The organism is Enterococcus cecorum DSM 20682 = ATCC 43198 (assembly GCF_000407565.1).
Taxonomy (GTDB): Bacteria; Bacillota; Bacilli; order Lactobacillales; family Enterococcaceae; genus Enterococcus_E; species Enterococcus_E cecorum.
The window spans coordinates 521,617-534,158 of sequence record NZ_ASWI01000003.1 but is presented as its reverse complement, the minus strand read 5'-3'; the positions used below and the strand labels follow the sequence as shown (position 1 = coordinate 534,158).

Genomic DNA, 12,542 nt, shown 5'->3' with positions numbered 1-12,542 from the left:
TTGAACATTTTTTCTCATACCTATTTATAATAACCCAAAAGATTCCATATATATTTTAGGTCATATCCTGCTCACTAATGACTTGGTAACTTTTCGCAAACTGTTTTGGGGAGAGTACTTTCCGATTAGTTATATCTATGACATCACCAGGAAAGCCCAACGTGTACATCGAATAACCTAAGAATCCACCACCGCCAAGTGAACCAGTTGCCCCTTTTTTGATATTTTGACTAACGGAAGGTGAGATACCAGCTAACAAAATTCGCAGATGGTTGTCTATCCAAACCAAATAGTTTTTCGCAAACGCATCTTTCACCCAAATTGGTTGAGGCCCTTTGCGACTAATTTGCCAGATTTCAACTATTTTTCCTGTTTTATCCCTTGCTCGCATAAATAATCCTCTCACCTTCGTTTTCTAAACAAGTGATGTATTAATAGTTAGTAAACCCTCTGACAATTTAGCTTTATCACTTATTAAGAAATTCACTTACTGGTATAATCATAACATTTACAAACGCTTTCTCCATGGGACTAAGGGCTGATTTTTTATGTGCTGAAAAAACTCCCAATAGCCAACGCCTAAACCTTGCCTATTAGGAGAATGAATTAATAACCATAACGAATATTTGATAAACGACTTAATTCTTTCAATTGTTCCGCTGGTTTTTCTGATAAAGTGATGCCATGATCAAGCAAAACCTTCGAAACTTCAATGTTGAAACGACTTAAGATATAAGGAATAGCTGACTGTTCTTTCATCAACTCTTCATGATAGCTAACTAACATCTTACGCAAAGGCTCTAAATGGGCTTCATTTGGTAACTCTGCCATCAAGCTTTCGATTAATTTCATCGCTTCTTTCTTACGTTCTGCACCACCAGCATACCATTTTAAATCAGACATCATATCGCCTCCAAAAACAACCCGCTAACCAAACTTGTTAGCATTAATTAAATGATTCACAAAAGAATTATATAACACCAATTATCTAGTATAAATATTTGAGTAATCGATTTTAGAGATTCTTAAAGATTGGCTATTTGGTTAGTTAATATTTTAGGATTAGTTAACATAAGCAAATGATTATCTGGCGTAATTTTTTCATGAGGTATTGGTAATGCTATACTAGAATATATTATAAGTTGATTCACTTGCTGCCTTATTTTAGCCAAAGTATTTTTTACTGAATAATTCGAATAGCAACGAAGATAAGAAATCATATTCTCATTACTTAATTTCGTATGATACCTTTCTTGATAAAAAGACAAGTTATGGTTCAAAATTTCTAATAACTTCATATCCTGTTGTTCATTTTCCTCAAGCATACGATTATAGTAATCTTGCAATGTGGCATATTGGTTTGTTGGTAATTGATTTGCGAATTGATTAAGTTCGTCATTCGTTGGCAATGTTTCAAATCCGTCAATTAATATAAGTTGATGACACTGATGATTATGCGTACTCAAATAATAGCCCACCACCACAACCCCAAAAGAAGCAGCAACCACTATTCCATCAGGCTTCAAACGACACAATTCATAGGATAGTTTTTCTTCAATTTTTTCTAGATTCACTTGTTCATAAGAATGATCCAAAAAATCTAAAAAGGCCACTTCTTTTTCCTAAAGAAATGGGCAAATTTTATCCCAAATATGTCGACTCCATCCCAATGGTGAAACAAATAATACATCTAAATCCAATTTCAACATAAAACAACCTCCTCCGAATACAAAAATCCCACTAAAATTAGACTAAGCGTGGCAGCTAGCTCTTTTTAGTGGGAAAATATTTTATTGATACAAATCATTCACTGGTTTTAAGACAATGCGGTTTAATTCATTGATTAATTGGCTAAAAGCTTGTTCTTTCATCATAACATCTGAAACCAATGAATCGCCTTGCATCTTAGTCGTTAAATCTTCAGCTTTGTGTGCATCGGCATCTGATAATTCTTCACCAGCCATCATTTTTTGTTGCATCGATTGTTGGAAGGCTTGGAACTCTTTGAATAAATCATAAGACGCTTTATTTTCTTTTAAAGCTTTAACTGCTTGCTCCAATGCTTTAAATTGTTCTGTTTGGCGAATTTCACGTTCTAATTGATTCGCTGTATCGTAAATATTAATCATCTTTTATCCTCCAATGTTTTTTAATTCCGTTTTCATTGTAACACATCCACAGCAATTAGGCACGAAGGAATTTTAATTGTTCCCTTGGATTTTTTCTACCAAGCCACCAAACAGGTTATTAAAGCCTTCTTTGACTTTCTGACCAAATGTTTCCAGCCCTTCTTTGGCTTGAGCAGCAAAATCATCAACTTGTTTTTTCACAGATGGTTGGTTCGCGTCTTGTGCTTCTTCGGGACTCATCACTTTACCACCTGTCTGATAGGCATCGACCACTGGAAAGGCAGTATTTTTCGTATAAGGTAAAATTCCTTGGGCTTGAGCTTTAAAGACTTGGCCCACGCCTTGACCACTCGATGAAGTTAGATAGTGCTGTGTAGTCGTTTTTTCATAACCCAGCCATGTCGAAATCACCACATCAGGCGTGTAACCGACAATCCATTGGTCATTGACTTTGCTAGCATCAAAATTCGTTTCCGTCGTTCCGGTTTTTCCTGCTACTTGATAATTATAAGGTTGTGCATTAACGGCCGTACCATTAGAAAAGACACCTAACAACATACTCGTCATTTCATTGGCTGTACTTTCTGAAATCACTCGTGAGCCTTTCTTACCCGTATTATCCACAATGACGGCACCTGTCGCATCGATAATTTTCGCGATAAAGTGACTTTCATAATACGTTCCCCCATTTGCAAAGGTCGCATAAGCACTAGCCATCGTTAGCGGACTTTCTCCATAACGCAAGCCACCTAAAGCCAAGCCCCAGTAGCGGTCTTTATCGTCCAATGACAGACCAAATTCCTTCGCTTTTTTGAATCCTTTATCTAAGCCGATTTCATGCAATAACCAAACAGCTGGTAAATTCAAACTTTGGGCTACAGCTTGATACATTGGAACTTCCCCAGCGTAGGTGCCATCATAGTTTTTCGCTTCATAAAAGTCTAAAGGTTCATCTTTTAAGAGACTGTCAGGATGGTACCCTGATTCTAAAGCCGCTGCATAGACACTTAATGGTTTTATCGTCGAACCAGGCGAGCGTTTCATTTGGGTCGCAAAGTTATAGCCCAAAAAGGTGTACTCTCCTCTACGTCCAACAACTGCTTCTACCCCACCATTATCAGGATTAATCGCCACAGATGCTGACTGAACCATCGTACCATCCTCGGCATTTTCTGGAAAATAACTATCTTCTTCGTAAACCGACTGCATTTGGCGTTGGTAATTTGGATCGAGATAAGTATAAATCTTATAGCCATTTTTCATAATATCTTGTAATTTCAAATGATATTTATTCGTGGCTTCGTTAATTACTGCGTCAAAATAATACGGATAAGCATAGTCGCTTTGGTTTTGTGTATAAGTATCATTTAAAAGAGAAGCCAAATTAACTTGCTGCGCTTGAGTAGCTTCTTGTTGACTTATTTTTTGATTACTTACCATCAGTTCTAAAACCGTATCGCGCCGGTTCGTAGCATTTTCCAAATGATCGATTGGATTATAAATCGAGGGTCCTTTTAACATACCGACCAAGCAAGCTGATTCGGTTAAATTTAAATCTTTAGCATCGACACCAAAATATTTTTTCGCCGCATCTTGAATGCCCCATACCCCATTACCAAAATAAGAAGAGTTCAAATACATGGTCAAAATTTCATCTTTTGAATATTTTTTCTCAATTTCGATGGCTAAGAAAATTTCTTTGGCTTTGCGATTAAAAGTTTGATCCAACGTTAAATACGCATTCTTGGCTAACTGCTGGGTAATCGTACTTCCGCCGCCGCCTTCAGTTGACCGATTAATGACCATCCGTACCATTGCCCGACCAATTCCTTTGATATCAAATCCATGATGCTGATAAAAACGGCGGTCCTCAGTGGAAATCAAAGCATCTACTACATAAGGCGAAATCTGTGACAACTCGACATAATTTCCTTTTTGTGAATGAAGACGACCTGCTTCTTCGCCTTTATAATCATAAATAATGGTCGATTGCTTTAACCCTGCTTCTAATTCCGAAACTTTGGTACTCTTCGCAACAAAAAAGAGATAAACACTTGCTGCTAAGGTCGCAATCATCACTAACAAGATTAATATTTTATTGATATGATATTTTCGCCAAACACGTTTCCGCCAGGCCGAAAATTGCTGCCAATAAGGCGAAAACCATGTCCAAAAACGGGAAAATCCTGTCTTTATTTTAGATCCGATTGTTTTAAAATCCATAACATTTCCTTTCGATTAAACTTTTCATTGCCATTTTATCAAAGCTATTTTACCATTGATATATGAAAAATAGTTTGCAAAAGACTTAAATTTTCTAAAAATCAGACTTTAGTAGGAAAGGAATACTTATGCAATATGATATTCAATTACCGATAGATTTTACTCCTTGTACCATTCGCGAAGTCTTAGAAGAACAATGGTTGGTACCACGAAAAGTCCGCCATTTCCTAAGAGTGCGTAAAAATGTCTTACTAAATGGTGAGGTAGCCATGTTTCATCAAGTGGTCCAACCTCTAGATACGCTCACATTAATTATAGAAGAGGAAGATTACCAGTATCAAAAAGTCCAACTTGGTCAAGCGCAAAATGTCACGGTACTGTATGAGGATGAACATATGATTGTAGTGGATAAAAAAGTCGGTATCAAAACCCATCCCAATCAACCCACCGAAAATGGCACTTTACAAAATGATGTGGCGGCCTATCTAGCACAACAAGGAGAAGGTGCTTTTCCCCATGTCGTACACCGCTTAGATAAAGAAACAAGTGGGGTCGTACTTTTTGCGAAAAATCCGTTTGTTTTGCCAATTTTGGGACGCTTACTTGAACAAAAGGAAATCTTTCGTAAGTATCAGGCAATTGTTGAAGGACGGCTGGATAAAGATCTGACCATTCGCAAAAAAATTGGTCGCCATCGCCATGATCGTCGGAAACGAACCATCGATGAACGCAATGGACAAGAAGCCATTACCCATGTCCAAGTACATCAAGCAAGCAAAAAACAGTCGCAAATCTATTGTATCCTAGAAACTGGTCGCACCCATCAAATTAGGGTCCACTTAGCAAGCATCCAACATCCAATTGTCGGTGATCCTTTATATAATGAACATTCCCGTGCGAAACGTTTGATGCTTCATGCTTATCAAATGCACCTGACCCATCCATTTACCAAGGATAAATTGATGATCACCTCTAAGGAAAAGTTATTTTAAAATGATTGCAAAAAGCTCTTTGTTGCACGCATAAGTTGCATAAAACAAAGAGCTTTACTTTTGTTATTTAGTATAATTAGATTATTGATACCGTAACATAGAATAGGTTCGCTGAATACCATAAGTGAAACACTAGGATTAGTCAAAACTACCCCAATAGCTCGTGCGTCGATGGCCAACACACTCCCCGCTTGCAAGATAACCATAAGTACCATCCGCCCGTGGCTGGCGTAACCACACATAGCCATCTTTGTAACCATACGCATCATACTGAATATATGAACCCGTACCTAATAACGCGATTTTATCTGATTGGACAGTTGGCGCTGTACGTAGATAGATAGGCGTATTCGTGATAAAGTGCCATTTTTCCGAAATCCACTGAATGTCTGCAGCTGGTTTTGAAACTTGAGCGCTTATTTTTGGCTGAGAGGATGAGGTTTTTTGATCTAAACGGTAAACATACCACCCCATACTATAAGGACAGGCAGTCGCTTCATTTTCGATGAACACACCATTAACGCTATCACTTTTCCATGTACAGTGAATAATTTGGGTGTTGCTGATGAAAATCACTACATGTCCTGCAACGCCACCTGACTTACCTTTTTCACCAAAGATAACAATATCATCTCGTTTGGCAGACCACGCTTTATTATGGGCGATTAATCTAAAACCATTTGTTACTAACCAATCATGCATGCTGTCCGTATTTACCACCCAGCCAGCGTCTGAGGCACCTGCTTTTCTTAATGCCGCATAAACCGTCCCACTACAATCTCCCGTACCATCTGCTCCTGTCCGCGAATAATCCATGCTGTAACGGATATTTTTTGCCCTTAAACCATACATGTAATCGATAGCTGTATCCATATCAATCATTTTTCATCATCCCCTTTTCCAAGCAATTTCGTAATAGGACCTAATAAATTAGTATCAATCCCGGCATGTTTGAGATTTTCATTGATAGAGACTAATTCGTTGTAGGTTTCTAGCAAATAAATACCAATAATAACCGTTGTACTCACTACATTAGGCAAGACAATGGTTAGCGGCACAATGACAATTAACACCAGTAAAATCTGAACTTTTTTCAAAATTCCATCGCCAATTTTTTTACTATTAATATTTCGATTGATTTTCGCTTGAATTAACCCGGTGATGACATCCACACCCATTAAAAGTAAAATAAAAATCAGCCATACTAAAATCTGACCATAATCATCTGCCATCAACTGCTTCATCCAATAAATGATTTGCATATTTATCACCCTTACTTTCCTTTAAACAATGATGAGACTAAACAACGTTGTCATCTATAATAACGAAGAAAGTAAAGTAAATGTCAAAAAAAAATCAACTTACCTAAAAATAAGATAAGCTGATTTGAAAATTTTAGTTTTGACCATAGTATGCATTAGCTCCATGTTTACGATAATAATGTTTATCTAACAAATATTGGTCAATTCTAGCAATTTTAGGGCTTAATTGTTCAGTAACCGTTGCCATTTTAGCTACTTCATCTAATACAATGCTATTTTGAACAGCTTTAGTGACATTTTCTCCCCAAGTAAATGGACCATGACCGCTCACTAGAACTGCCGGACAAGCCAGTGGATCCAACTGTCTTTCTTTAAAAGTTTCAACAATTACATCACCCGTTGCCTCTTCATAGCGTTGGTTAATTTCCTCTTCTGTTAAGTCACGTGTACAAGGAACATTGCCATAGAAAGTATCCGCATGCGTTGTACCATAAGCAGGAATATCACGTTTTGCTTGGGCCCATTGAACGGAATGAACAGAATGTGTGTGAACAATCGCACCAACTGTTGGAAATTCACGATATAATACAACATGTGTAGGTAAGTCAGAAGATGGACGTAAACTATCCTTTTCTAATAAATTTCCTTGTAAATCAGTCACTACCATATCGTCAATTTTCATTTTTGCATAATCAACGCCACTTGGTTTAATGACGATAACACCTAATTCACGATTAATCTCGCTGACATTTCCCCAAGTTAATTTTATTAAACCTTCTTTTGGCAATTGCTCATTTGCATAAAAAACGCGTTCTTTCATTTCTTGAATTACTTTTTCTCTATCCATGATATTGGGCCTCCTGCATTTTTCCTAAGATAAACGATTTTGCTTTCTTGATTTCTTCTGCGGGATGTTCACTTGTTTCGCTCCACATTTCGATTACCATTGGACCGTTATAATTTAATTGTTTCAAAGTTCTAAAGCAGCCGACAAAATCTACACAGCCTTCTCCAAATGGGACTTCCTTAAATTTACCAGGAAAGTCTTTAGTTACTGCCAAAGTGTCTTTTAAATGAATTTGATTGATATGACTAAAGCCAATCTCTAATTCATGCGCCACATCATTTTCACCCCAAGCAGAAAGATTTCCTAAATCAGGATATACTTGTAAATAAGGAGACGGTACTTGAGATTTAATCTTTAAAAATTTAGAAATAGAAGAAATAAATGGATCGTCCATAATTTCAATCGATAAAACTATTCCTTTTGCCGAGGCAAGCGAAACGGCTTTTTGTAAATTCTCTAAAAAGTAAGCTCTCGTCGTAACATCTTTCTCTTCATAATAAACATCATATCCTGCTAGTTGGATACTGCGAATACCTAAATCCAAAGCTAATTGAATGGCTTTTTCCATAATAATCATTGCTTCTCGGCGAATTTTTTCATCATGTGAGCCAAAAGGAAAACGACGATGGCCACTTAAACACATAGATAAAATCGGGATTTGTGTATCGAAAATAGCCTGGCGTACTTCTGCTCTTTCGTCTTGCGTCCAATCTAGACGAGATAAGCGTTCATCTGTTTCGTCAATGGATATTTCAACAAAGTCAAAACCTAACTCTTTCGCCATCATTAATCGTTTGCGCCAAGTAATTCCTTTAGGGAGTGCTTTTTCATAGATTCCTAAAAGCCCCATATTACTCACCCCAAATCCGTTTAATCTCAGCCATAAAATCTAGTGCTGCTTGACGTGGATTTTCTGCTGCAGTAATGCCACGGCCTGTAATAAAGGTATAAACATCAATACCTTCAAATAATTTCAATGTATCCACATTTAAACCACCTGTGACAGATACTCTAAATCCCATATCAATTAATTTTTTGACTTTGGTTAAATCTTTTTCACCCCAAGTTTCACCTGCAAGTAAGGCATCGCGACTTTGATGATAGATTGCTTGACTAATTCCAGCATCTAACCATTGTTGGGCTTGTTCATAAGTCCAGTCTCCATATAATTCTACTTGTACTTCAGAGATTTCTTTTGCAGCCGCTTTCATAGTTGGGATGGTTGCTGCACAAATGACTGTCATCCAATCGGCCCCGGCATTTGCACAGTTTCTTGCTACGGTCGTTCCCGCATCTGCACATTTCGTGTCGGCTACAATCTTTTTATCAGGAAATAACGCTCTAAAACTTTTAATCGTTGTATCGCCAGTTTGTAACAAAAGAATTGTTCCAGCTTCGATAATATCTACTACATCGCCAACATTTTTAATATCAGCTAAAGCGCTTGGTAAATCTGAATGATCGCATGCAATCTGTAAATTTGGTCTTGTCATTTCTTATTCCTCGTTTCTTTTGAAAATCATCAAGCAAGGAAAATCCTTACTTGATGATTCGGCAATTATTTGATAAATCTAGCAGCTAAATCCGTTTCTCTTACTCGGTCTGTAATTTCTTTTGGTGACATTACATTCTTAACACCGATAACTGTTACACCTTTTTCCTTTGCATGATCAAACATGTTTACAAAATTCATTGGTGTAAAGACAACATCATAGTTTTTAGCTGTACTTTTTCCTTCTGCAATTGCGCAGTGATGAATATTGGTAATTTTAAATCCTTCTGCTTTAAGTGCTTTTTCCACACTTCTCATCATCATTAAACTTGTTCCTGAACCATTTGCACATGATACTAATACTCGCATTTTATATTCCTTCCTTTCGCTTGACGCATTTAAAATTTCATCTTAAGGGGGATTATGAGCCATCCCCCAGTTATTAACATTTACGCTTTTTGTGCTTTATACTCTAAATAAGCATCATAATCATCTACAATTAAGAAGTAACCTTTAGGATCTGCACGATATTGTAATTGTGGAATCGCTAACAGTAAGACAACGACTAAAGCCACACCGATAAATCCTAAGAACTTCATCGCTACCGTAATTCCTGGCCATACAGTTGCCCAGTCAAACATACCAATATAGCCACCAAATTGTGCTAAACCAACCCATGAAGCAATTAATGCAGAACCTCCGACTTGAATTAAGCCAGAAATGAATGGGAAGATCATCGCTGCTTTGATACCACCACGGTTATTAGAAAATACTGCAATAGCGGCGTTGTCAAAGAATAATGGGATAAATCCTGCAACGACAATCGTTGGTGATTTCAATAAGATAAGTAGCATAATCATCACAAATTGTCCTAATGCACCAAATAAGAATCCTACAGTAACTGCATTTGAAGAACCAAAAGCAAAGGTTGCTGCAATATCAATACCTGGAACCGCACCTGGTAACAATGTGTTTGAAATACCGTTAAATGAATCTGTTAATTCAGCAACGAAGGTACGTACCCCCAATTGTAAGATAGCTAAGTAAACCGCAAACATTAATGAAGTCTGTAAAATATAGAATAAGAAACTTTGACCCGGTTGCATGAATCCTGCTTTAAGCAAGTAATCTTGACCTAAAACTAGCAAAATAATACCGAAGAATAAAAGCATTAAGATTGAAGTTGCTACCATATTTTCATTGAACATTGATAAAAATCCTGGTAACTCAATATCTTCTAAACGTTTATTAGATTTATTCTTTTTGAAGCGTTCAGACAACTTAGCAAATAAATAAATACCAAACATTTGTTGGTGAGCAACGGCAAATCCTGCACCTTCAGTTAAATCTTGGCAAATATCTACTGTCAAATTAGAGCCCACAGCCCAGTAACAACCTAAAATTAAGCCCATAACTAATAATACTTCAATTCGCCCAAGTTGTGGGAAACAAAATAGCAATAACCAGAATGCTGTGGCTGCTTGTTGTACTTGAACATTACCGGTTGTGAAGACTGCACGTAATTTGGTGTATTTTCTAAAACGAACTAATAGAATATTAAAGATAAATGCAATGAGCAATAAGAGCATTGTATCACCAAATGTACGTCCAAAAGTTTTTTCAATCCCTTCAGTGACCGCATTTTGTCCAAAATATGGGTCAGTTACCATCGCATGCAATTGAAAACGATCTTTCAAACCTACTAAAATCGGACGGAAATTATTAACCAAGCCGCCAGAACCAACAGTTAAAATAAGATAACCAACTGTTGCTTTTAAGAAACCTGAAATTGATTCATATAGTGGTCGTTTTAAAAGCACATAACCCACAAATACAATCAACCCGATTAAAAATGCTGGTTGGGTCAAAATGTTCTTTGCAAAATAAGACCAAATGACTAGTAAGATATCGCCAATTTTTTCCATTTTCGGATTCCTCCTCGAATTTAAATATTATATTTTTTCATTATTGCCAGGTAATCATCCATGGTTTGAATCGTTAACAAATCATCGACTAAGCCATCTGTCATTAACATTTCTGAAAGATTAGCGATATTTTGCATATGTTCTTCCCCATTTTTAGCGGCAAGTGTGAAGAAAAGCTTGGCCTGCTTTTCTTCATTGCCTTCTTCAAAATAAACTTTTTCTGGAAGAATGGTAAAACCAATTCCAGTACCTAATACGCCTTGATTGTTAGCAGATGAGTGAGGCATGGCTACATTAGGAATAATCACTATATATGGTCCATACTCATGAACATCACGAATAACTGATTGAATATATTCATCGGTAATTAAGCCTTTTTCTTTTAAGACTTCACCACTGATTTCAATCGCTTCTTCCCAATTTTTTGGATGTTTTTCCGTGATATTAATTAGTTGGTTATCATAAAAGTATTTCAACATTGCTAACAGCCCTTTCAATTATAAGAATGATGGGAATGGGGTATCATTTTCTTGAACGAAGCAATCTGAGAAGCCGCGATCAAAATTAAATTCCATGTCATCTTTATTGGTTGGATAGACAAATTTACCGCCTACTTGCCAAATATATGGTTTAAATTGATATTGCAAACGATCTTTTTTGAATTTCCAAATTTCGGTAATTTCTTTTGGATCTGCCATAAAGTTTGACCAGATATCATAATGAACTGGAATCACCACTTTTGCATTTAATGATTCAGCCATTCTTAACATATCTACTGAAGTGACTTTATCTGTAATTCCTCGTGGGTTTTCACCATAAGCACCTAAGCAGACATCAATTTCGTATTCATTCCCGTGTTTTGCAAAAAGGTTTGAATAATGTGAATCCCCCGCATGATAAATGTTTCCGCCAGATGTTTTGAATAGATAGTTTACTGCAATTTCATCCATATCTTGAGGCATTTTACCTTTTAAGCTAACCTCAGGATCACTACATGTTACTAAAGCTGTACGGTCAAATGCTTCCAAAGCAACAATTGTAACATCTTTAATCTTCACTTCGTCTTTAGGAAGAACTACGATTGTCTTTTCTTCAGGAATTCCCCAACCTAACCATGTATTAACGACTTCTTGTGGTCCAATAAATTTGGCCTTTGGACAATTTTTGTGAACTGCAGCGGCCGTATTAATATCTAAGTGATCAGAATGTATATGGGTGACAACTAAAGCATCTACATCTTTCACTTCAAATGGATCGATAACGAATGGCTGAGTACGAAGATTTGGTTGTAATTTCTTCACACCACTCATTCTCATCATTTGGTGTCCTTGTTTCATTAAGCCATTCCCATGGGTACGTTTACCTGTTCCGCACCATAAATCACATAAAATGTTGGTTCCTTCATGTGACTTTAACCAAATCCCGGTACAACCAAGCCACCACATAGCAACAGTTCCTTCTTCAACTTTAGTATCCGCTATTTCTTCATTTAAATACGTTCCCCACTCAGGAAATGTAGAAAGAATCCAACTTTCTTTTGTTACTTCGTTTACGTTATTTGCCATGATACATTCCTCCGAAACATCATTTATTTTTCTTTACACTCTCATTATAGTGTTTTTGTATTCGTTTACAAACATAATATATGTTAGTTTTAGATATTTTATGTTAA

The 12,542-nt window shown here is 36.7% G+C and carries 15 protein-coding genes; 1 reads left to right on the top strand and 14 read right to left on the bottom strand.

From position 1 onward, the window contains the following. Positions 1-55: 55 nt before the first annotated feature. From I567_RS03330 to I567_RS03310, 5 genes are all read right to left on the bottom strand, one after another. Positions 56-391 (bottom strand): hypothetical protein, encoded by a 336-nt coding sequence (locus tag I567_RS03330; RefSeq protein WP_016250829.1) that lies wholly within the window; start codon positions 389-391, stop codon positions 56-58. Between the two features lie 215 nt (positions 392-606). Next, positions 607-903, bottom strand: a complete 297-nt coding sequence (locus I567_RS03325) for a hypothetical protein (protein ID WP_016250828.1) — start codon at positions 901-903, stop codon at positions 607-609. A gap of 122 nt (positions 904-1,025) precedes the next feature. Then, a complete protein-coding gene (locus I567_RS03320) occupies positions 1,026-1,613 on the bottom strand; it encodes a hypothetical protein (RefSeq protein WP_016250827.1) in 588 nt (195 codons plus the stop codon). A gap of 177 nt (positions 1,614-1,790) precedes the next feature. Next, positions 1,791-2,129, bottom strand: coding sequence for a YlbF family regulator (locus tag I567_RS03315; protein ID WP_016250826.1), 339 nt, complete (start codon positions 2,127-2,129; stop codon positions 1,791-1,793). A 72-nt stretch (positions 2,130-2,201) separates the two neighbouring features. After that, positions 2,202-4,352, bottom strand: a complete 2,151-nt coding sequence (locus I567_RS03310) for a PBP1A family penicillin-binding protein (RefSeq protein WP_016250825.1) — start codon at positions 4,350-4,352, stop codon at positions 2,202-2,204. A 128-nt stretch (positions 4,353-4,480) separates the two neighbouring features. Between I567_RS03310 and I567_RS03305 the strand changes: the two genes are divergently transcribed. Beyond that, entirely contained in the window at positions 4,481-5,344 is an 864-nt protein-coding gene (locus I567_RS03305) for an RluA family pseudouridine synthase (RefSeq protein ID WP_016250824.1), read from the top strand. Between the two features lie 138 nt (positions 5,345-5,482). On the opposite strand, the gene I567_RS03300 is transcribed toward I567_RS03305, so the two are convergent. The 9 genes from I567_RS03300 to ulaG form a co-directional block, all read right to left on the bottom strand. Then, a complete protein-coding gene (locus I567_RS03300; RefSeq protein ID WP_016250823.1) occupies positions 5,483-6,226 on the bottom strand; it encodes a peptidoglycan amidohydrolase family protein in 744 nt (247 codons plus the stop codon). Next, positions 6,223-6,606, bottom strand: a complete 384-nt coding sequence (locus I567_RS03295; RefSeq protein WP_016250822.1) for a phage holin family protein — start codon at positions 6,604-6,606, stop codon at positions 6,223-6,225. The genes I567_RS03300 and I567_RS03295 overlap by 4 nt, the downstream gene beginning before the upstream one ends. Positions 6,607-6,739: 133 nt before the next feature. Continuing rightward, positions 6,740-7,453, bottom strand: a complete 714-nt coding sequence (locus I567_RS03290; RefSeq protein WP_016250821.1) for an L-ribulose-5-phosphate 4-epimerase — start codon at positions 7,451-7,453, stop codon at positions 6,740-6,742. Next, on the bottom strand, positions 7,446-8,303 hold the full coding sequence (locus I567_RS03285; RefSeq protein ID WP_016250820.1) for an L-ribulose-5-phosphate 3-epimerase: 858 nt from the start codon (positions 8,301-8,303) through the stop codon (positions 7,446-7,448). Before I567_RS03285 ends, I567_RS03290 begins: the two co-directional genes overlap by 8 nt. Before the next feature lies 1 nt (position 8,304). Continuing rightward, positions 8,305-8,946, bottom strand: a complete 642-nt coding sequence (locus tag I567_RS03280) for a 3-keto-L-gulonate-6-phosphate decarboxylase UlaD (protein ID WP_016250819.1) — start codon at positions 8,944-8,946, stop codon at positions 8,305-8,307. A gap of 65 nt (positions 8,947-9,011) precedes the next feature. Then, complete coding sequence (locus I567_RS03275; protein WP_016250818.1) at positions 9,012-9,314, bottom strand: PTS sugar transporter subunit IIB; 303 nt, start codon at positions 9,312-9,314, stop codon at positions 9,012-9,014. 80 nt (positions 9,315-9,394) lie between these two features. After that, a complete protein-coding gene (locus I567_RS03270; RefSeq protein ID WP_016250817.1) occupies positions 9,395-10,870 on the bottom strand; it encodes a PTS ascorbate transporter subunit IIC in 1,476 nt (491 codons plus the stop codon). Positions 10,871-10,890: 20 nt separating this feature from the next. Further along, positions 10,891-11,349, bottom strand: a complete 459-nt coding sequence (locus tag I567_RS03265; protein ID WP_016250816.1) for a PTS sugar transporter subunit IIA — start codon at positions 11,347-11,349, stop codon at positions 10,891-10,893. Between the two features lie 18 nt (positions 11,350-11,367). Continuing rightward, positions 11,368-12,435: an L-ascorbate 6-phosphate lactonase gene (gene ulaG / locus I567_RS03260; protein ID WP_016250815.1), complete on the bottom strand. Its 1,068-nt coding sequence runs from the start codon at positions 12,433-12,435 to the stop codon at positions 11,368-11,370. Positions 12,436-12,542 lie beyond the last annotated feature (107 nt).